Raw genomic sequence first — 20835 nt, forward strand, 5'->3', positions numbered from 1 at the left:
TTCAGACAGATGAAGCCGCACATGCCCAAAGGATTGATTCGCGCGATTGGCGCCCTGTTGACCGCTCTGGCCCTCTACAGCCTGCTGGGGTTTCTGATTTTGCCGGGCATCGCCCTGCGTGTAGCCAACCAGCAACTGGCCAACTACGCCACGGTGCCTGCGCATATCCAGCGCATCGAACTCAATCCGTTCAGCCTTGAGGTCACCCTATGGGGCCTGGTTATCGGCGAACCGGGCAAAGAGCAGGTCGGCTTCGAACGCCTGTACGCCAACCTGCAACTCGACAGCCTGTGGACAAAAGCGCTGCACCTGTCCGATATCGAACTGGACAAATCCAAGACTGAAATCCTCTTCGCCAAAGACGGCAAGCTCAACCTGCTGGGCTTGTTCAAGCTGCCGGCCAGTGAACCGACTCCGACCGACCCGGATGCAAAACCGTTCCCGCTGCGCATCGACCGGATCAAACTGGCGGGTGGCGCCCTGCATTTCGAGGATGCGCGCCCTAGTGAGCCGATCGAGTTCCTTTACGACAAACTCGACTTCGAACTGAAAAACCTCAGCACCCTGCCTGAAGACAGCGCCGACATGACGCTGGTCGCCGCCGGCCCGGCCGGTGGGCAGATCGACTGGAAAGGCAACTTCAGCCTGATCCCGATTGCCTCCGAAGGCACACTGAAAATTACCGACGGCCAGATGAAATCCTTCTGGCCGTACGTGCGTGATGCGGTGCCACTGGTGCTGGAGAACGGCGTGGTTAGCCTCAGCACCGACTACAAGCTCAACCTGTCGAAAGAAACCGAACTGCTGCTGAACAACGTTGCGGTCAGCATCGCGCCGTTCGCCATCAAGGCACCGGACGGGCGCCCACTGGCAAAACTCGAACGCCTCGACATCAGCGACACCACCGTGGACCTGGCCAAACAGCAAGTAGTGGTCGGCAAGATCCGCAGCAACAAACTGGAAACCTGGGCCGCCCTCGAAGCCGACGGCCAACTGGACTGGCAGAAACTGTTCGCCAGCCAACCGTCGAAGCCCGCCGCCAAAGCCGCCGCCGAACCGGCCAGTACGCCGGCCGCCGCCGATTCGCCCAAGGCTGAATCCACTGCCCCGAGCAAGCCATGGCAGGTGCTGCTCAAAGATGTGCAGTTGCGCAACTACCAGGTGCATCTGGCTGACCGTTCGGCCAATCCGCCGGTGGCGCTGGATGTCGGCCCGCTGAACGCTGACTTGCAGGATTTCGACAGCCTCAACGGTTCGCCCTTCAAGGTTAAACTCGATTCCGGGCTGGGCAAGCAAGGCAAGATCATGGCCGACGGCGTCGTCAATCTCGCGCCGGTCACCGCCCAGCTCAACGTGAAAGCCCAGGACATCGACCTGCGTGTTGCACAGTCCTATATCAATCCGTTCATTCGCCTCGAATTGCGCAGCGGCATGCTTGGCAGTGACCTCAAGGTCAATCTCAAGAGCACCGACCCGCTGGCGCTCAGCGTGACCGGCCGGGCTCAGATCGATCAACTGCACACCCTCGACACCCTGAAAACCCGCGACTTCCTGAAATGGCAGCAAGTGGTGGTGGAAGGCCTGAACTATCAGCACGGCGACAGCCTGTCGATCGACAAGGTCAACCTGTTCCAGCCGTATGTGCGTTTCATGATCAACGATGACCGCACCACCAACATCGACGACCTGCTGATTCCTCAGCCTGCCGACAGCGGCGCAAAAACCGCCGCCGCCAAACCGGCGAGCAAAGATAAACCGCTGGGCATCCACATCGGCGGCATCGCAATCAATGACGGTTCGGCCAACTTCGCCGACTTCAGCCTGACCCCGAACTTCGCCACCGCCGTCCAGCAACTTAACGGCCAGATCGGCACCATCGACAGTCGACAGGTGAAACCGGCCACTGTCGATATCAAGGGCAAGGTTGATCGCTATGCGCCAGTGACCATCAAGGGCGCGGTCAATCCGTTCGACCCGATGGCCAGCCTCGATATCACCACCAGTTTCAAACGTGTCGAGTTGACCACACTGACGCCCTACTCCGGCAAATTCGCCGGTTACCGCATCCGCAAGGGCCGACTCAACCTCGATCTGCATTACCTGATCACCAAAGGCCAGTTGAAAGCCGAGAACAAAGTGGTGGTCGAGCAATTGCAACTCGGTGAAAAAGTCGACAGCCCGGACGCGACAAGCCTGCCGCTGAAATTGGCAATCGCGTTGCTCAAGGACGTCGACGGCAAGATCTCCATCGAACTGCCGGTGACGGGCGACTTGAACAACCCGCAGTTCAGCGTGATGCCGATTGTCTGGCAGACCCTGCGCAACCTGATCGTCAAAGCCGCTGCCGCGCCTTTCAAAATGATTGGCGGACTTGTCAGCGGTGGCGGTTCCGAAGACCTCGGCACAGTGTCGTTCGCGCCGGGGTCCAGCGAGTTGAACAAGGATGCCGAGAGTGCACTGATCAAGCTATCCCAGGCACTCAAGGAACGTCCGGCCCTACGCCTGGAAATCGAGGGCGCCGCCGCAAAAAGCAGCGACGGGCCATTGCTCGCCGAGCAGCGCCTGGAACGTGAATACCAGTACAACTACTACAAGATGCTCCAGCGCCGTGGCGATAAAGTCCCGGCTCAGGCTTCCTTGATAGAAGTGCCGGACAGCGAGAAAGGCCCATTGCTCGAAGGCATCTATCGGACTCGCCTGAAGACTCAGCCGCCGGCCGAATGGAAGGATCTGGGCAAGGAAGAACGCACCGCGAAAATGCGCGAAGGCGTGATCAATTTCTGGAGCGGCAGCGATGTGTTGCTGCGCCAGTTGGGCCAGGACCGCGCCAGCAGCATCAAGGATTATCTGGTGGATAAAGGTCAACTGGCTGACGAGCGCGTGTACTTCATCGACACCAATCTGGGCGAGGCTGAAAGCGATGGTCGGGTGGTGACGCAAATGCATCTGGATGCCGAGTGATGAAGCGCAAATGGCTGGCCGTGATGACACTGACACTCGTTGTTGGCCAAGCCTCGGCGTCGGATACGTTGCGTTGCGGCAGCCAACTGATCAGCCTTGGCGACCGCGCAAGCGAAGTACTGCAAAAGTGCGGAGAGCCGGTCAGTCGCGATGCGCTGGGTTACAAGCGTAGCGCCAATCGCCGCGAAGAGTTTCAGGTCGAGGAATGGACCTACGGCCCGAGCAACGGCATGTATCAATACCTGCGCTTTGAAGGCAATCGTCTGCGCCAGATCAACAGCAAACGCGGCAACTGAAAATCAAAAGATCGCAGCCTTCGGCAGCGCCTACAGGAAAACAATGTAGGAACTGCCGATGGCTGCGATCTTTTTGCCTTGGGAAATAGAACAGGCCCCGACACAAGTGCCGGGGCCTGTAATGGTCACCTCCGTGTGACCGTTCGCATGAACTCTAAAGTTGCGGCAGACGTATTGCTCGGCCCGTCTGTCGCGCCTTCTCCCGGTCCAGGCGAGAAGTCATGCCTTACTCGGCTTTCAGGCCGTCAGCGGAGACCGCTTTGACGCCTTTGATTTTTTTGGTGATCGCTACAGCGGTAGCTTTCTGAGCGTCAGTGACTGCAACAGTCGACGACAGGGACACGACGCCTTTGTTGGTTTCAACTTTGATGTCAGTGCCTGGGATGCCTTTTTCGGTTACCAGGTCGCTTTTGACTTTGGTAGTGATCCAGGTGTCGGAAGTAGCTTCTTTCGCTTTAGTAACTTCACCGGCGGCCAGAGTCATTGGAGCCTGGGTAGCCTGGGTGGATTGAGCGAATGCACCGGAAGCCATGGTCAGGGTCAGCGCGGTAGCAGCAGCGGCAGTGATAGCGAACTTCTTCATACGAGTAACTCCTGTTTTTCTGGAAAGTCTGCTGGATGTCTTGTCAGCAGGGTTACTGGAGATATTGCGAACGCTGTGCCAACTTTTCCATTAGCATAAAAACCATACAAATCAACAACTTATGAATTTTGCAAAATTACGGATTCATGCAAATTGCATGACTCGGGAAATATTCACATGCAAGTTGCGGTTTTTCGGAAAGTTCCTAAGGTGCTGAAATTATTGAAGCTTTTGAGAACCACTGCGCAATGAAAAATGCCCCGCATTGGCGGGGCATTTTTCAGAAATGGCCTGACATTATGTACCGCTGGCAGTGCAGCCTTTTGGCGAGTAGTCCGGAGCCACTGTGGTACCACAGCTCCAAACGCCTGCGCCCGTGCCGGAGGAACGAGTCAGCGTGATAGTTTTGCCCAACACTGGCGCTGGAGCATTAGCGATTGTACAAACAATGGTTCCCGCACCGTCAGCGGCCGTACCTGAAGCCGTCAATGCACAATTTGAAGTGGTAGTGACCGCATCACCCTTCACGATTGCAAGCGTCGGGTTTGTCCCTTGATTGATGGTGTCCTCAAACGGCACTTTCAGTGCGCTGATTTCAGCCAGCCCCGCCGTCACCTTCGACCGCGCCTGATATTTCGAATACTGCGGCAGGGCGATGGTCGCCAGAATCCCGATGATTGCCACAACGATCAGCAGCTCGATCAGAGTAAAGCCTTGTTGTTTTTTCATAGACACGCTCCATGCATGAGTCGAATTCTCATGATCTGAGAAGGACTGAGCATAGCCCATGCCAAGCGCCTCAATGCCCTGCGCACTAGGCAGTTACCGCGCTCGACGCAGCTTCCTACAACCTGTAACCGCACTATCTGACACTTTTTGTCACCTGCACCGGCCATGTTTGGCGCTGTCACTTGACTACGCTATAAGTCATGAACTGCAAGCGTGCGGAATCCCCATGAATGACATCGCTCTGAGCGGTCTGGCCAAGCAATTGGTGCAGGCCGAACTGCTTACGGAAAAAAGCGCCCAGCAGGCCTGGCAACAGGCCCAGCGCAATCGACAGTCACTGGTCAGCTATCTGGTGCAGAACAAACTTGTGAAGAGCTCACAGGTGGCCGAGATCGCCTCGGAGCACTTCGGCATGGCTTTCCTCGACCTCAATTGTCTGGACAAGGAAACCCAGCCCAGAGGCCTGGTCAGTGAAAAACTGGTACGCCAGCATCACGCCCTGCCCTTGTGGCGACGCGGCAACAAGTTGTTCGTGGGGATTTCCGACCCGAGCAATCATCAAGCGATCAACGACATTCAGTTCAGCACCGGGCTGAACACCGAAGCCATTCTGGTAGAAGACGACAAGCTTATCGATGCCATCGAAAAATTCTTCGACACCCATGCCAGCGGTCTCGAAGACATGGCCGATGTCGATCTCGACGGCATTGATGTCGAAGCCATCGATGACAACAAACAGGACGCCATCGGCGGACTCGATGCCGACGATGCGCCGGTGGTGCGTTTCGTTCACAAGATGCTGCTGGACGCGATCAAGAGCGGCTCCTCCGACCTGCATTTCGAGCCTTACGAAAAGAACTACCGAGTGCGGGTACGCACCGACGGCATTTTGCGCGAGGTAGCCAAACCGCCCATCCAACTGGCCGGGCGAATTGCCGCACGCCTGAAAGTCATGGCCAGCCTCGACATCTCGGAACGGCGCAAACCGCAGGACGGGCGGATCAAGATGCGCCTGTCGAAGAGCAAGTCGATCGACTTCCGGGTCAACACCCTGCCGACCCTGTGGGGCGAAAAAGTGGTGATCCGGATTCTCGACCCGTCCAGCGCGCAGATGGGCATTGATGCACTCGGTTACGAGCCAGCGCAGAAAGATCTGTACATGGCCGCGCTCAAGCAGCCACAAGGCATGATTCTGGTCACCGGCCCCACCGGCTCGGGTAAAACCGTGTCGCTGTATACCGGGCTGAATATTCTCAACACCGTCGACATCAACATCTCCACCGCCGAAGACCCGGTGGAGATCAACATGGAAGGCATCAACCAGGTCAACGTCAATCCTAAACAGGGGCTGGATTTCGCCCAGGCCCTGCGCTCGTTTCTGCGGCAAGACCCGGACGTGATCATGGTCGGCGAGATCCGTGACCTGGAAACCGCCGAGATTGCGATCAAGGCTGCGCAGACCGGTCACCTCGTGCTCTCGACCCTGCACACCAACAGCGCGGCGGAAACCCTCACCCGCCTGCACAACATGGGTATTCCCGGCTTCAACATCGCCACTTCGGTCAGCCTGATCATCGCCCAGCGGCTGGCGCGCAAGTTGTGCAGCCATTGCAAGAAAGCCATCGAGATCCCCCGCGAAACCCTGATCAAGGAAGGCTTCCCCGAGGAACGCATCGGCAGTTTCACGATCTACGAGCCGGTCGGTTGCGATCACTGCAACGGCGGTTACAAGGGACGCGTGGGGATTTATGAAGTGGTGAAGAACACACCCGACCTGCAACGGCTGATCATGGCCGAGGGCAATTCGCTGGAAATCGACATTCAGATGCGCCGCGACGGTTTCGACGACCTGCGCACTTCCGGTTTGCATAAAGCCATGCAAGGCATCACCAGCCTGGAAGAAATCAACCGGGTCACCAAGGACTGAATATGGCGGGCAAGGCAGCGAAAATCAGCGTCTACGCCTGGGAAGGCACGGACAAGAAAGGCAGCAAACTCAGTGGTGAATTGAGCGGTCTTAATCCGGCCCTGATCAAGGCGCAACTACGCAAACAGGGGATCAATCCGGGCAAGGTGCGCAAAAAATCCGCATCGATTCTGAGTTTCGGCAACCGCATCAAGGTCCGGGACATCGCGCTGTTTACCCGGCAAATGGCAACCATGATGAAGGCCGGAGTGCCGCTGTTGCAGTCGTTCGACATCATCGGCGAGGGCTTCGAGAACCCGGCCATGCGCAAACTGGTGGACGAGGTGAAACAGGAGGTCGCTGCCGGTAACAGTTTCGCCAACGCCCTGCGCAAAAAGCCGCAATATTTCGACGAGTTGTATTGCAACCTGGTGGATGCCGGCGAACAGTCCGGCGCCCTCGACACGTTGCTGGAACGGGTCGCGACCTACAAGGAAAAGAGCGAAAGCCTCAAGGCCAAGATCAAGAAGGCCATGACCTACCCCACCGCCGTGGTGCTGGTGGCCGCCATAGTGACCGGGACTCTGCTGGTGAAAGTGGTGCCGCAGTTCCAGTCGGTATTTTCCGGATTCGGCGCCGAATTGCCGGGCTTTACCCTGATGGTGATCAGCCTCTCGGAATTCATGCAGCAATGGTGGTGGGCGATTCTGATCTTTCTGGTCGTGGCGTTTTTCGGCATTCGACATGCGCTGAAAACTTCCCAGGCCTTGCGCGACCGTCGCGACACCTGGCTGCTGAAGCTGCCGCTGGTGGGCACGCTGATGTACAAATCTGCCGTCGCTCGTTTCGCCCGAACCCTGTCGACTACCTTCGCCGCCGGGGTGCCGCTGGTCGAAGCGCTGGATTCGGTGGCCGGTGCCGCTGGCAACGTCGTGTTCAAGAGAGCGATTCTGCGGATCCGCCAAGATGTCTCCACCGGTATGCAGCTGAATTTTTCGATGCGCACCACCGGCGTGTTTCCCAACATGGCGGTGCAGATGACCGCAATCGGCGAAGAGTCCGGCGCGCTGGACGAGATGCTCGCCAAAGTCGCAGGGTTTTACGAGGACGAAGTGGATAACATGGTCGACAACCTCACCAGCCTCATGGAGCCGTTCATCATGGTGGTCCTGGGGGTGATCGTCGGTGGTCTGGTGGTGGCCATGTACCTGCCGATCTTCCAACTCGGCTCAGCGATCTGACATGCCTATCGACGAACTGTTTGTCCTCTATCCGCTGGCTTTTGTCTTCACCGCGCTGTTGCTTGGGCTGGTGGTCGGCAGCTTTCTCAATGTGCTGGTCTGGCGTCTGCCAAAGATGCTCGAGCGTGACTGGCGCCAGCAGGCCCAGGACGTACTAGGTCTTCCCGGCGAAACGCCGCTGCCGACCTACAACCTGATGCTTCCCCACTCCGAGTGCCCGCACTGCGCGCATCGAATCCGCGCCTGGGAAAACATTCCGCTGCTCAGTTATCTGTGGCTGCGCGGACGTTGTTCCGCGTGTGCCGCGCCGATCAGCAAACGCTATCCGCTGACGGAACTGGCCTGCGGCCTGCTCTCGGCGTTCATTGCCTGGCACCTGGGATTCGGCTGGCAAGCGTGCCTGTTGATCTTCCTCACCTGGGGCTTGCTGGCGATGAGCCTGATCGACACAGATCACCAATTGCTGCCCGATGTGCTGGTGCTGCCCTTGTTATGGCTGGGGCTGATCGTCAACAGTTTCGGGCTGTTCGTGCCGTTGCACGATGCGCTGTGGGGTGCGGTGGCCGGTTATCTGGCGCTGTGGTCGGTGTTCTGGCTGTTCAAACTGCTGACCGGCAAAGACGGCATCGGCCACGGTGATTTCAAGCTGCTGGCGCTGCTCGGCGCCTGGGGTGGCTGGCAGATTTTGCCGCTGACGATCCTGCTCTCATCGCTGGTGGGCGCGATCATCGGAGTGATTTTGCTGCGCCTGCGCGACCAGAAAACCTCGACGCCAATCCCGTTTGGCCCCTATCTGGCAATTGCCGGCTGGATTGCCTTGCTCTGGGGTGGTCAAATAACCGACTTCTATTGGCAGTTTGTCGGTTTGAAATGAATACCCCTGTGGAAAAACCCTGGATTCTCGGCCTGACCGGCGGCATCGGCAGCGGCAAAAGCGCCGCGGCCCAGCACTTTATCGACCTCGGCATTCATGTGGTCGACGCCGATCACGCGGCGCGCTGGGTGGTCGAACCGGGGCGTCCGGCGCTGGCGAAGATTGCCGAACACTTTGGCGCTGGCGTGTTACAAGCGGACGGAACGCTGGATCGCGCCGCGCTGCGCAAACTGATCTTTGAGGTTCCGGAGGAACGCCGCTGGCTCGAAGCCCTGCTGCATCCGTTGATCGCCGAGGAAATCGCCCATCACCTGGCGCTGGCAAAATCGCCTTACGCGATTCTGGTATCACCGCTGCTGATCGAATCCGGGCAATACGCAATGACTCAGCGCATCCTGGTGATCGACGCCCCGCAACAACTGCAGATCGAACGCACCTTGCAGCGTGACCAGACCAGCGAACAGCAAGTTCAGGCGATCCTCAAGGCCCAGTCGAGCCGCGAAGACCGTGTGAGCCGTGCCGACGACGTGGTGGTCAACGACCGCGACCTCGCCTGGCTGCACAGCGAGGTCGAGCGCCTGCATGACTTTTACCTGACTTTAAGTGGAGGCCAATCATGAGCCAGATCCCAACCGTAGAATGCCCAACCTGCGGCGCACCCGTGGAATTCACGCCCGAGAACAAATTCCGCCCGTTCTGCTCCGATCGCTGCAAACTCATCGACCTCGGTGCGTGGGCCTCCGAGGAACACAAGATTCCGGTCGCCCCGGATGCCGAGGATGAACTGTTTTCCGGCGATTTCGACCCGCGTCACTGATCCCGCTCAAGGACGCATGAAGCCGTAGTCCTGATCGTCGTCGAGGTTTTCCGCCAGAAAGCGCAACTCGTCGGCAAGGTCTTCGGCATTGCGCACAGCCTTGCTCTGTTGCACCACCGCACTGAGCAAGGCCCGCAGGCTCAGTCCCGGATCAAACCCCACCTCCTGCGCCATCTCCAGACTCTGCCGTGTTTCCTGTCTCGCCCACTCGTACACACTCATGCCGCTGCTCCTGAAGGGATTTGCACGAGCATGAAATGACGCTTGCCGGGCTGGTTTGATGTGGATCAAGACTTCGGATCGTCGTCCTTCCACGGCGCCGAAAGGTAGCGCGTGCGATTGAAGGTCTCCAGCCACTCAGGGCTGAACACCACCAGCGCACTGATCACCACACCGTTGATGAATGCCTCGGGAAAAATGATCAGCCACAGGTAGCCGATGAAGTCTTCCAGCCACTCCGGCATGGCAAAGAGACCGTCGTACCAGAGCAGCGTCAGGCTCAACAGCAGGCACATCAACGCCGACAGCGCAGCCGCCAGAAACCCGGAACAGAAGATATACACAAATGGATTGCGCGGCTGAGCGCGCTCGACGAGGATCGCCACGCATTCGGTAATCAGCACCGGCAGCAGAATAAACAAAGCGCCATTGACCCCAAGCGCCGCGAGATCCTGACGCCCGAGCAGCACCAGGCCGATCTGAGCGATCAACCCGCCGACAATCGCCAGCGGCCAGTCCAGCAGCAACGTCACGGCCGTCATGCCGATGAAGTGATAAGACACACCGGTGTCGAAATCCCTGCGCACCAGCCACAACAGAAACAACGCGAACACTGTGCCGAACAACAAGTGCTGACGGCGGATGTCGCTGAACAACTCGACCCAAGGTGCGCGAAAGATCGCCCAGAGCAGCACCGGCAGATAAATCAGCCAGCCCACTACCAGGCTTTCAGTCGACAGCACCTCGACACCGATCATGGCCGCGCCTTCTCCAGTGCCTCGCGCAGTTGGGTAGCGTTGGCGTACTCATGCTGTTCGAGCAGCCGACCGTCCTTCAATTGCAGCCACAACACCTGCCCTTCTGCGCCGGGATAGCGCGACGCGACCCGGCCCTCACGGTCGAGCATGACCCGGTAGCTGTAGTCCCGCATGGCGGGCACGGCGAACATTTTGGCGATCAGCGCCGGCATGCGCTGGATGTCCGCAACGAACACCGCGTGGCGCGCCTCCAGATAGCCCTTGGGCTGATCTTTCATGGCTTCCTTGATCAGCTTGGCGCCATCCATGTCCCGCGCCACCAACAGCGTCGTGGTGCCGTTATCGAGCGTGTAGGCCTGATCGTACTGATCCAGCAGCGTCCAGGGGGCAAGTCGGTCGCCGTTTTCGAGGGCGTGGGCCCACAGCGGGACAAGAGCAAACACCATTAGCCAGCGAAATTTCACGATAAGTCCCCTTGGTTTGACGTAATGACTCGGCTGTATTGAGTCTACACCGCCATTCTCGACTGCCCACTGACGCACTTTGCCACGCAAGGCTTTCTGCTTGCCGCATTTGAACGCTAAGCTTGGGCCTATGGATGACTCAGATTATTTACGCCTGCTGACCATCGCGGCCGAGCAGGCCAACGCGTTCCTGTCCAATGCCCGCAAATGGGAGCGTGAGCGTTGGGTCTGCCAGCGCCTGCTGCAAGGCCTGAACATTCCCTACCGCGCCGACGAGTTCGCCCCTGCCGGCGAGCCACCGGACGTGCTGTTTCGTGATGCCAACTTCGAAGTGTTCTTCGTTCTCGACGAAGGCCGCCGACTCAACGACGAATGGCGCGACGAATTGCAGCGGCGACGCAGTGCATTCTCCCTCAGCCAACTGGTGCGCCGAGAAGCCAAGCCGCGACGGATTCCGGCCAATGAATTCCTGCTCAGACTGGCGCCGACCTTGCGCAAGAAAGCCCACAACTACAAAGAGCGTGGCATGGATCTGGGCGAACTGGATATCATCGCCTTCGCCAGCCTCAAGCGCGAAGTGCTGGATCTGAACAGCCACTTTCCACCACCGACCGAATATTTGCGTCAGGGCTGGCGCTCGCTGTCCCTTGTCGGCCCGACATTCGCCCGCGTGCTGTTCGCCCACCCCGATGCACCGGACTTTCTGCGCAGCAACCTTGGAAGAAGCATCGTGTTTGATGTTGGAATCAGCCTGTGACGCCGCTTCAGCAATTGATCGCCGATGTTCCGCAAACCGGCCGAGTGCGCTGGATTGGCGTGCGTCCCGAATCCCGTGGGCCAATGATCGAACTCGATGCTGTGGAAGCGCGGCTGGAAGCCGGACTGACTGGCGATCACGCCCGCCCCGGCGTGCGCAACGCGCGGCAGGTGACGCTGATCCAGTTTGAACACCTCGCGGTGATCAGCGCGCTGATGGGCCGCCCGGCCGATCAACCGGTCAAACCTGAAGATCTGCGGCGCAATCTCGTTATCAGTGGGATCAACCTGTTCAGCCTCAAGGGTCGGCGCTTTCGCATCGGTCAGGCAATTTTCGAGACCACCGGCTGGTGTCAGCCTTGCGCCCGCCTGCAAAACAACCTCGGCCCCGGCACTTTCCAAGCGGTGCGCGGGCATGGCGGAATCACCGCACGGGTGTTACAAAGCGGGATCATTCGCCTCGACGACGGTGTGTCTGTCGAACCGGTTCCGGACAGCGGCTATGCTGCGTTCAACCCCGGTTGAAAACCGCTGTAGCTTCTGCACATTCAGCAACGTCTACCTGACGAGGCCTTTATGACCAGCCGCCTGAACCCCGAAGACCAAAAGCATGTCGAAGAGTACCTGCAATTGTCCCAACACCGTGTCGAGCGCCGGCCTTTCCGGCCGTGGATGCTCCTGGTGCTGGTGCTGGCAGTGACCATTGGTCTGGGCCTGTTGAGCCGACTTATAAGTTATCTGACGCTATGAGCTGCCTGGCGCTCGCGAAGGTAACCGCACCGATTTCCTTTAAAAACCTTGCGAGTTATCCCTATGTCCCATCGTATTGTTATTGTCGGCGGCGGCGCCGGCGGTCTGGAGTTGGCTACCCGTCTGGGTAAGACTCTGGGCAAGCGCGGCACGGCCAGTGTGATGCTGGTCGACGCGAACCTGACGCACATCTGGAAACCACTGTTGCATGAAGTGGCCGCCGGATCGCTGAACTCTTCCGAAGACGAACTCAACTATGTTGCCCAGGCCAAATGGAACCACTTCGAGTTCCAGTTGGGGCGCATGAGCGGGCTTGATCGTGCCGCGAAGAAAATTCAGCTAGCCGCCACCTACGACGAAAACGGCGTGGAACTGGTGCCGGCCCGCGAAGTGGCCTATGACTCGCTGGTGATCAGCGTCGGCAGCACCACCAACGATTTCGGCACCCAGGGTGCGGCGCAGCACTGCCTTTTCCTCGACACCCGCAAACAGGCCGAGCGCTTCCACCAGCAACTGCTCAACCACTATCTGCGTGCGCACGCCGGGCAAACCGATGTGGTCGAACAGATCAGCGTGGCGATCGTCGGCGCCGGCGCCACGGGCGTCGAACTGGCGGCAGAACTGCATAACGCCGCCCATGAGCTGGCGGCTTACGGTCTGGACCGGATCAAACCGGAAAACATGCACATCACCCTGATCGAAGCCGGGCCACGGGTGCTGCCGGCCCTGCCGGAGCGTATCAGCGGGCCGGTACACAAGACTCTGGAGAAACTCGGGGTCAACGTGATGACCAATGCGTCGGTGAGCGAAGTTACCGCCGACAGCCTGATTACCGCCGACGGCAACGAGATCAAAGCCAGCCTGAAAGTCTGGGCGGCCGGCATTCGTGCACCGGGTTTCCTCAAGGACATCGACGGCCTGGAAACCAACCGCATCAATCAACTGCAAGTTTTGCCGACGCTGCAAACCACCCGGGACGAAAACATTTTCGCCTTCGGTGACTGCGCCGCGTGCCCGCAACCGGGTTCGGATCGCAACGTGCCGCCACGTGCGCAAGCTGCACACCAACAGGCATCCTTGCTGGCCAAATCGCTGAAGCTGCGCATCGAAGGCAAGACTCTGCCGGAGTACAAGTACACCGACTACGGCTCGCTGATTTCGCTGTCGCGTTTTTCGGCTGTGGGTAACTTGATGGGCAACCTGACCGGCAGCGTGATGCTTGAAGGCTGGCTGGCGCGGATGTTTTACGTGTCGCTGTATCGCATGCACCAAATGGCACTGTACGGGCCATTCCGCACGGCGATGTTGATGCTCGGTAGCAAGATTGGTCGCGGGACTGAGCCGCGTCTGAAGCTGCATTGATGTAAGAACTGTGGGAGCGAGCAAGCTCGCGCCCACAGTGTTTCATGTTGATTGGGAGATATGTGTCTGACTGTATCTCCGCCCCACCTTCCCCACCTTCGCTTACAAACTCCCCCGCTCCACGACACAGTCGCGATACACCGCCACCGCCTAATGGCCTCACCCGAGCACCTCTGCTCCGGATGTCGTCCTTAACATGTGGTTGCACTGTGCAACCGTAGGAGAATGTAATGTCCCGTACTTCGACTCTCGGTAAAAAATCCATTGGCCTGATCGGCGCCGCACTGGCGGGTGGTCTGATGCTGTCCGGCTCGGTGTTTGCCGCCCAGCCACTGGCTCAGGGCTATATGGTTGCCTCGGCAGAAACATCGGTAAAGACACCGGAAGGCAAATGCGGTGAAGGCAAGTGTGGCGATGCGTCGATGGCCAAGACCGACTCCGATGGAGACGGCAAGGTTTCCCGTGCCGAATTCCTCAAAGTCGCGCCGAAATCTGATTTCGACAAGATTGACACCAACCATGACGGTTTCATCGACGAGCAAGAGGCCTACAACAACGTGAAGGCCAACTTCGAAGCCAATGGCAAGAAGATGCCCAAGGGCCTGTTCGAGCATCTGAAAGATCAAGACGGCGTCTGATTCGCTGAAAACAAAAAGCCGCGCTCTCCCTGAAGGAGGCGCGGCTTTTTTACGTCTGGTGCCAGGCCCTGACCGCCAGACAAAAAAAATCCCCGTATCTTTCGATACGAGGATTTTTAATATGGTCGGGGTAAGGGGATTCGAACTCCTGACATCCTGCTCCCAAAGCAGGCGCGCTACCGGACTGCGCTATACCCCGGTAAAAAAAAGGCGACCTTTCAAAGATCGCCTTCTTCGATCAGCGCTTTTGGCCTCTGATCTTAAGATTCGATCCCAGTGCAAACTGGTTTCAAAAATGGTGGGTCGTGTGGGATTCGAACCTACGACCAATTGGTTAAAAGCCAACTGCTCTACCAACTGAGCTAACGACCCAAAAATGGTCGGGGTAAGGGGATTCGAACTCCTGACATCCTGCTCCCAAAGCAGGCGCGCTACCGGACTGCGCTATACCCCGGTTTGAAATTGGCTCCGTGACCAGGACTCGAACCTGGGACCCAATGATTAACAGTCATTTGCTCTACCGACTGAGCTATCACGGAACTACATATTTCAATTTACAACGGTGAAACTTACAGCTCTTAGACTCCGTTCGCATCGCTGCGTTCGTGTGTCTGAGGCGCGCTATTCTACAACCTAGATCACCTCTGTCAACCCCCTAAATTGCTTTCAAGTTAATGATTTGCAACTTATTTCAGATTCCTGCTCAGTGAGCTGAAACCTTGTGGGTGACTGACTGCGGGGCGCACTTTACAAGCCTTTTCCTTTGAGTTCAACAGCCTGGCGAAAAAAAGGCCTCGCAATGCGAGGCCTTCCCTATTTCATTGACGCTGCGGCTCAGTTGAAAACGATTTCGTCGTTCACAACGGCACCGGTCGCCGTCGCGCCGGGCAGGAAATGCCCCGACAGGATCAACTGCGCCAGCGGGTTTTCGATCCAGCGCTGGATCGCCCGTTTCAAAGGACGAGCGCCATAGACCGGGTCGTAACCGACAGCAATCAACTTGTCCATCGCTTCCGGGCTCAGCTCCAGCTTAAGCTCACGCTCGGCCAGACGACTGCGCAGACGGCCCAACTGGATCTCGGTAATGCCCGCGATCTGATCCCGCGCCAGAGGCTCGAAGATCACCACTTCGTCGACCCGGTTGATGAACTCCGGCCGGAAGTGCGACGTCAGCGCATCCATTACAGCTGCACGCTGGGCTTCACGGTCACCGACCAGTTCCTGGATCTGCGACGAACCGAGGTTCGAGGTCATGACGATCACAGTGTTGCGGAAGTCCACCGTACGGCCGTGGCTGTCGGTCAGACGCCCGTCCTCAAGCACTTGCAGCAGAATGTTGAACACATCCGGATGCGCCTTCTCGACTTCGTCCAGCAGGATCACCGAGTAAGGCTTGCGCCGAACCGCCTCGGTCAGATAACCGCCCTCTTCGTAACCGACGTATCCCGGTGGCGCACCGATCAAACGAGCCACGGAATGTTTCTCCATGAACTCGGACATGTCGATCCGCACCATCGCCTCTTCAGTATCAAAGAGGAATTCGGCCAACGCCTTGCACAGCTCGGTTTTACCGACACCGGTCGGACCGAGGAACATGAACGAGCCACTTGGACGGTTCGGGTCAGACAGGCCGGCGCGGGAACGCCGTACCGCGTTGGCCACCGCCACTACCGCTTCGTCCTGACCGATCACACGTTGGTGCAACAGGCTTTCCATCTTCATCAGCTTGTCGCGCTCGCCTTCGAGCATTTTCGACACCGGTATGCCTGTCCACTTCGACACAACTTCGGCGATCTCTTCTTCAGTCACCTTGCTGCGCAGCAACTGGTTTTCGCTCTTGCCGTGCTGGTCGACCATTTGCAGGCTGCGCTCCAGATCCGGGATCACCCCATACTGCAACTCGGCCATGCGGTTCAGATCACCTTTACGGCGTGCGGCTTCCAGTTCCTGACGGGACTGTTCGATCTTCTGCTGAATCTGCGCAGAACCCTGTACCTCGGCTTTTTCCGAGTTCCAGATTTCTTCCAGATCCGAATACTCACGCTCAAGACGAACGATTTCTTCCTGGAGTTTTTCCAGACGCTTCATCGCCGCTTCATCGCTTTCTTTCTTCAGCGCCTGTGATTCGACCTTCAACTGAATCAGGCGACGCTCAAGACGATCAAGCACTTCCGGCTTGGAGTCGATCTCCATGCGGATACGGCTGGCAGCCTCGTCGATCAGGTCGATGGCCTTGTCTGGCAACTGCCGATCAGTGATGTAACGATGGCTGAGCTTGGCCGCCGCGATGATCGCGCCGTCAGTGATCGCAACCTTGTGGTGGACCTCGTAACGCTCCTTGAGGCCACGCAGGATCGCGATGGTGTCTTCTTCACTCGGCTCATCCACCAGCACTTTCTGGAAGCGCCGCTCAAGTGCCGCGTCCTTCTCTATATATTGGCGGTACTCGTTGAGTGTGGTCGCGCCGACACAGTGCAACTCGCCACGCGCCAGCGCTGGCTTGAGCATATTGCCGGCATCCATCGAGCCTTCGCCCTTGCCCGCGCCGACCATCGTGTGCAGTTCGTCGATGAACAGAATGATCTGCCCTTCCTGCTTCGACAGCTCATTGAGCAGCGATTTCAGGCGTTCTTCGAACTCACCGCGGTACTTGGCACCCGCAATCAGCGCACCCATATCCAGCGACAGCAGACGCTTACCCTTGAGGCCGTCCGGCACTTCGCCGTTGATGATGCGCTGGGCCAGACCCTCGGCAATCGCGGTTTTACCCACGCCAGGCTCACCGATCAGCACCGGGTTGTTCTTGGTGCGGCGTTGCAGAACCTGAATGGTGCGACGAATTTCGTCGTCACGCCCGATCACCGGATCGAGCTTGCCGTCTTCGGCACGCTTGGTCAGGTCGACGGTGTACTTGTCCAACGCCTGACGCGACTCTTCGTGGTTGGCATCATTGACGGCGTCGCCACCGCGCAGGTTGTTGATCGCGTTTTCCAGGGCCTTTTTGCTCACGCCTTGGCCGAGCAGCAACTTGCCGAGCTTGCTGTTTTCGTCCATCGCGGCGAGCAGCACCAGTTCGCTGGAGATGAACTGGTCGCCCTTCTGCTGGGCCAGACGGTCAGCCTGATTGAGCAGGCGCGCCAGATCCTGCGACATGTTGACGTCGCCGGTGGGGTTCTGGATTTTCGGTAATTGATCGAGCTCTTTGGTCAGCTCTTTTCGCAAGCTGTTGACGTCAAAACCCACTTGCATCAGCAGGGGTTTGATCGAACCACCCTGCTGTTCAAGCATGGCCTGCATCAAGTGCGCCGGCTCAATGGCCGGATGATCGTGGCCGACAGCCAACGATTGGGCGTCGGATAATGCCAACTGTAATTTACTGGTTAAACGGTCTATACGCATGGGTCACCTTCCTTTTGAGCAGGCCGGACCTAAAACCATCCTGAATAAAGAAACCTGCCAGATACCACTGTAGATGCGGTCGATTCTGCGAGATTCAAGCGGCGGAGAGTTGATGCAGGTCAGGCAAGTCTAGCGGGTCAGCCAGATCAGGGAGGCGAACCGACCAGTGCGAGATGCACGGCGGTAAGAAAAGAAGCGCGGATCGGTCACGGTGCAGAAACCGCCACCGTAAACCGCTGTGACACCACGCGCTGCCAGTCGCAGGCGCGCCAGCAAATAGATGTCAGCCATGAACTTGCCAGCATTGTGGCTCGGCACGAAGGCGCTTGCCGCTTCCGGCAATTGATTGATGAAGACTTCCCGAACTTCCGGGCCGACTTCAAAGGCTTGTGGGCCGATGGCTGGGCCGAGCCAGACCAGAACCTCTTGCGCCGGGACATCGAGCGTGTCGAGTGTGGCTTCGAGGACGCCCGCCGCCAGACCACGCCAACCGGCATGGGCCGCTGCCACGCGAGTACCGTCGCGATCACAGAACAACGCTGGCAAGCAGTCGGCCGTCATTGCAGCGCAGGCAATTCCAGGAGTGGCAGTCCAACTGGCGTCGGCAGTCGCAACAACGGCAGGATCCGCATGCGCCACGGCAATGCCGTGGACTTGCTGCAACCAGGCAGGCTTTATAGAGAAGTGATCAGTCAAACGCCGACGGTTCTCGGCAACAGCCTCGGGACGATCATCAACATGATCGCCCAGGTTGAGGCTGTCGAACGGCGCCTCGCTGACACCACCCTCACGGGTGGTGACACAGGCCCTGACGCTGGCCGGCGCAGGCCAGTCCGGCGTCAGCCAGTTCATCCGATGAAGGCCTCGCGATCCTGCTTTAGCAGGGTCAGCAGCCAGACGAAGTCTTCCGGCAACGGAGATTCCCAGCTCATGCGCTCACCGCTCGTCGGATGATCCAACTCAAGGAAACGCGCATGCAGAGCCTGTCGCGGGAAGTTCTTGAGGGTTTCGACCATGTTCAGGTTCGCAGCAGGCGGAATGCGGAAACGACCGCCGTACGCCGGATCGCCGACCAACGGGAAGTTGATGTGCGCCATGTGTACACGGATCTGGTGAGTACGACCGGTTTCCAGTTTCACCCGTACATGGGTGTGGGAACGGAAACGCTCCAGCACGCGGTAGTGGCTGACGGCAGGCTTGCCGCCTTCCATCACTGCCATGCGCTGACGCTGCTGGCCGTGACGGCCGATCGGGGCGTTGATCTTGCCACCGGCGGTCACCACGCCAATCACGATGCACTCGTAGATCCGGCTCACGCTGCGACTCTGCAATTGAGTCACAAGCTTTGTCTGCGCCTGAATGGTCTTGGCTACCACCATCAAACCGGTGGTGTCCTTGTCCAGACGATGCACGATACCGGCGCGCGGGACATTGATAATGTCCGGCACGTGGTGCAGCAAGGCGTTGAGCAAGGTGCCATCGGCGTGACCGGCAGCCGGATGCACCACCAGGCCCGCAGGCTTGTTGATCACCAGAATGTCGTCATCTTCATAGACGATGTCGAGCTCGATGTCCTGGGCGATCCACTCGCCCTGGGCTTCCTGCTCGGCAGTCAGCTCAAGGATGGCACCGCCATGCACGATGTCGCGCGGGCGGATGACCGTCCCGTCCACAGTCAGGCGACCTTCTTTGATCCAGGCGGAAAGGCGCGAGCGTGAGTGCTCAGCGAAGAGTTGGGCGGCGACTTGATCGAGGCGTTGGCCGCCCAATTCGGACGGCACCTCTGCGCGAAGTTCAATTTTATCGGACATGCTCTGACTGGGCGTCGGCACAGCTTTTGGTTTCGGCTGCGCGCTTGTGGTTAAATACGGCGTCTTTTGCCCCGAGGCTTTTCAACGGGGCGCTCATCATAACAGGACGGCCCCGCCCAAGACAGCGGCCGTCATAGGGACGCAAGCCGCCATGCAAGTGAAACACCTGCTGCTGATCGCCATCCTCGCATTGACCGCTGCTTGCTCATCGAAGGAAGTCGTAGACGAAAACCTCAGTGAAGCCGAGCTGTATCAGCAGGCTCAGACTGACCTGGACAACAATAGCTACACCAGCGCCACAGCCAAGCTGAAGGCTCTGGAGTCGCGTTATCCGTTCGGTCGCTACGCCGATCAGGCACAGCTGGAGCTGATCTACGCCAACTATAAAAACGCCGAACCGGAAGCTGCAAAGTCCGCCGCCGAGCGTTTCATTCGTTTGCATCCGCAGCACCCGAACGTGGATTACGCGTATTACTTGAAAGGTCTGACTTCCTTCGACCAGGACGTCGGCCTGCTGGCGCGCTTCCTGCCGCTGGACATGACCAAGCGTGACCCGGGCGCTGCCCGCGACTCCTACAACGAGTTCGCCCAGCTGACCAGCCGCTATCCGAACAGCCGCTACGCGCCGGACGCCAAGCAGCGCATGATTTACCTGCGCAACCTGCTGGCGGCCTACGAAATCCACGTGGCCGACTATTACCTGACCCGTCAGGCGTACGTTGCCGCTGCCAACCGTGGTCGTTATGTCGTGGAAAACTTCCAGGAAACCCCATCGGTCGGTGACGGCCTGGCGGTGATGACCGAAGCCTATCAGCGTCTGCACCTGGACGAACTGGCGGCCAGCAGCCTGGAAACCCTGAAGCTCAACTACCCGAACCACCCTAGCCTGCAAGATGGCCAGTTCGTGCCAAGGGTTGCCGAAGCCGACAACCGTTCGTTCCTGAGCAAGGCAACTTTGGGTCTGATCGAATCGCGTCCACCGCTGCCGCCGGGAGAGACCCGCGCCAACCAGGACGTGCAGAAGCAGTTCCAGGACGCGAAAGACGCGATCCCGAACGAGCTGAAGCCTAAAGACGAGAACGGTGACGTGATCGAAGAGCCGGAGCCTGAGTCGAGCGACACCGACCGTTCCTGGTTCAGCTACATGACTTTCGGCGTGTTCGACTGATCACACCGGATGCACAGAAAAGGGAGATCTTCGGATCTCCCTTTTTCATGACCGCGCTTTAATAGGCTGTGCGCTTGTCATGTCCTTGGCTAAACTGCCGGAT

Annotated in this window: 21 protein-coding genes and 4 tRNA genes; 13 read left to right on the top strand and 12 right to left on the bottom strand. The window is 58.5% G+C overall.

The window, feature by feature from the left end; all coding sequences use genetic code 11:
- Positions 1-9 precede the first annotated feature (9 nt).
- The gene (locus ACA043_RS25120; RefSeq protein WP_497658118.1) at positions 10-2961 is read left to right on the top strand and encodes a DUF748 domain-containing protein; all 2952 of its coding nucleotides are present in this window, start codon (positions 10-12) and stop codon (positions 2959-2961) included.
- Positions 2961-3257, top strand: a complete 297-nt coding sequence (locus ACA043_RS25125; RefSeq protein WP_401268456.1) for a DUF2845 domain-containing protein — start codon at positions 2961-2963, stop codon at positions 3255-3257. Before ACA043_RS25120 ends, ACA043_RS25125 begins: the two co-directional genes overlap by 1 nt.
- Before the next feature lie 226 nt (positions 3258-3483).
- Here ACA043_RS25125 and ACA043_RS25130 read toward each other — a convergent pair whose 3' ends face one another.
- On the bottom strand, positions 3484-3840 hold the full coding sequence (locus tag ACA043_RS25130; RefSeq protein WP_103306538.1) for a BON domain-containing protein: 357 nt from the start codon (positions 3838-3840) through the stop codon (positions 3484-3486).
- A 297-nt stretch (positions 3841-4137) separates the two neighbouring features.
- Positions 4138-4569 carry a pilin gene (locus ACA043_RS25135; RefSeq protein ID WP_187679228.1) on the bottom strand — a complete coding sequence of 144 codons (432 nt, stop codon included), beginning with the start codon at positions 4567-4569 and terminating at the stop codon, positions 4138-4140.
- 226 nt (positions 4570-4795) lie between these two features.
- On the opposite strand from ACA043_RS25135, the gene pilB reads away from it, so the two are divergent.
- Genes pilB through yacG form a run of 5 tightly spaced genes read left to right on the top strand, consistent with a single transcriptional unit; the run spans position 4796 to position 9407 of the window.
- A complete protein-coding gene (gene pilB / locus ACA043_RS25140) occupies positions 4796-6496 on the top strand; it encodes a type IV-A pilus assembly ATPase PilB (protein ID WP_497658119.1) in 1701 nt (566 codons plus the stop codon).
- Between the two features lie 2 nt (positions 6497-6498).
- On the top strand, positions 6499-7716 hold the full coding sequence (locus tag ACA043_RS25145) for a type II secretion system F family protein (protein ID WP_497658120.1): 1218 nt from the start codon (positions 6499-6501) through the stop codon (positions 7714-7716).
- Position 7717: 1 nt separating this feature from the next.
- Complete coding sequence (locus tag ACA043_RS25150; protein ID WP_497658121.1) at positions 7718-8590, top strand: prepilin peptidase; 873 nt, start codon at positions 7718-7720, stop codon at positions 8588-8590.
- Positions 8587-9210: a dephospho-CoA kinase gene (gene coaE / locus ACA043_RS25155; RefSeq protein ID WP_489881340.1), complete on the top strand. Its 624-nt coding sequence runs from the start codon at positions 8587-8589 to the stop codon at positions 9208-9210. Before ACA043_RS25150 ends, coaE begins: the two co-directional genes overlap by 4 nt.
- Positions 9207-9407 carry a DNA gyrase inhibitor YacG gene (gene yacG / locus ACA043_RS25160; protein WP_007959585.1) on the top strand — a complete coding sequence of 67 codons (201 nt, stop codon included), beginning with the start codon at positions 9207-9209 and terminating at the stop codon, positions 9405-9407. The genes coaE and yacG overlap by 4 nt, the downstream gene beginning before the upstream one ends.
- 6 nt (positions 9408-9413) lie before the next feature.
- Here the strand turns inward: yacG and ACA043_RS25165 are convergent, their stop codons facing one another.
- From ACA043_RS25165 to ACA043_RS25175, 3 genes are all read right to left on the bottom strand, one after another.
- Positions 9414-9629, bottom strand: coding sequence for a hypothetical protein (locus tag ACA043_RS25165; RefSeq protein WP_007959584.1), 216 nt, complete (start codon positions 9627-9629; stop codon positions 9414-9416).
- Positions 9630-9694: 65 nt separating this feature from the next.
- Entirely contained in the window at positions 9695-10384 is a 690-nt protein-coding gene (locus tag ACA043_RS25170) for an energy-coupling factor ABC transporter permease (protein WP_187679223.1), read from the bottom strand.
- A complete protein-coding gene (locus tag ACA043_RS25175; protein ID WP_497659679.1) occupies positions 10381-10830 on the bottom strand; it encodes an FAD/FMN-containing dehydrogenase in 450 nt (149 codons plus the stop codon). Before ACA043_RS25175 ends, ACA043_RS25170 begins: the two co-directional genes overlap by 4 nt.
- 148 nt (positions 10831-10978) lie before the next feature.
- Here ACA043_RS25175 and ACA043_RS25180 point away from each other — a divergent pair, with 148 nt between their 5' ends.
- The 5 genes from ACA043_RS25180 to ACA043_RS25200 all read left to right on the top strand — a co-directional run bounded on the left by ACA043_RS25180 (position 10979) and on the right by ACA043_RS25200 (position 14354).
- Complete coding sequence (locus ACA043_RS25180) at positions 10979-11605, top strand: DUF1780 domain-containing protein (protein ID WP_003228301.1); 627 nt, start codon at positions 10979-10981, stop codon at positions 11603-11605.
- Positions 11602-12129, top strand: a complete 528-nt coding sequence (locus tag ACA043_RS25185) for an MOSC domain-containing protein (RefSeq protein WP_489881339.1) — start codon at positions 11602-11604, stop codon at positions 12127-12129. The genes ACA043_RS25180 and ACA043_RS25185 overlap by 4 nt, the downstream gene beginning before the upstream one ends.
- A gap of 51 nt (positions 12130-12180) precedes the next feature.
- Positions 12181-12354 carry a DUF3094 family protein gene (locus ACA043_RS25190; RefSeq protein WP_003228304.1) on the top strand — a complete coding sequence of 58 codons (174 nt, stop codon included), beginning with the start codon at positions 12181-12183 and terminating at the stop codon, positions 12352-12354.
- Positions 12355-12417: 63 nt separating this feature from the next.
- Positions 12418-13716, top strand: coding sequence for an NAD(P)/FAD-dependent oxidoreductase (locus tag ACA043_RS25195; RefSeq protein ID WP_489881338.1), 1299 nt, complete (start codon positions 12418-12420; stop codon positions 13714-13716).
- Between the two features lie 230 nt (positions 13717-13946).
- Positions 13947-14354, top strand: a complete 408-nt coding sequence (locus ACA043_RS25200) for an HvfA family oxazolone/thioamide-modified RiPP metallophore (RefSeq protein ID WP_187679219.1) — start codon at positions 13947-13949, stop codon at positions 14352-14354.
- A gap of 122 nt (positions 14355-14476) precedes the next feature.
- On the opposite strand, the gene ACA043_RS25205 is transcribed toward ACA043_RS25200, so the two are convergent.
- The 7 genes from ACA043_RS25205 to rluD form a co-directional block, all read right to left on the bottom strand.
- A tRNA-Pro gene (locus ACA043_RS25205) sits at positions 14477-14553 on the bottom strand.
- A 97-nt stretch (positions 14554-14650) separates the two neighbouring features.
- Positions 14651-14726, bottom strand: a tRNA-Lys gene (locus ACA043_RS25210).
- A gap of 5 nt (positions 14727-14731) precedes the next feature.
- Positions 14732-14808, bottom strand: a tRNA-Pro gene (locus tag ACA043_RS25215).
- A 9-nt stretch (positions 14809-14817) separates the two neighbouring features.
- Positions 14818-14893 (bottom strand) — tRNA-Asn (locus ACA043_RS25220).
- A gap of 295 nt (positions 14894-15188) precedes the next feature.
- Entirely contained in the window at positions 15189-17753 is a 2565-nt protein-coding gene (gene clpB / locus ACA043_RS25225) for an ATP-dependent chaperone ClpB (protein ID WP_401268480.1), read from the bottom strand.
- Between the two features lie 129 nt (positions 17754-17882).
- Positions 17883-18605: a peptidoglycan editing factor PgeF gene (gene pgeF / locus ACA043_RS25230; protein ID WP_497658122.1), complete on the bottom strand. Its 723-nt coding sequence runs from the start codon at positions 18603-18605 to the stop codon at positions 17883-17885.
- The gene (gene rluD / locus ACA043_RS25235; protein WP_401268484.1) at positions 18602-19564 is read right to left on the bottom strand and encodes a 23S rRNA pseudouridine(1911/1915/1917) synthase RluD; all 963 of its coding nucleotides are present in this window, start codon (positions 19562-19564) and stop codon (positions 18602-18604) included. The genes pgeF and rluD overlap by 4 nt, the downstream gene beginning before the upstream one ends.
- A gap of 151 nt (positions 19565-19715) precedes the next feature.
- Between rluD and ACA043_RS25240 the strand changes: the two genes are divergently transcribed.
- A complete protein-coding gene (locus tag ACA043_RS25240) occupies positions 19716-20732 on the top strand; it encodes an outer membrane protein assembly factor BamD (RefSeq protein ID WP_187679215.1) in 1017 nt (338 codons plus the stop codon).
- The last annotated feature ends 103 nt before the right edge of the window (positions 20733-20835 follow it).

This window comes from Pseudomonas sp. LBUM1648 (genome assembly GCF_059716145.1).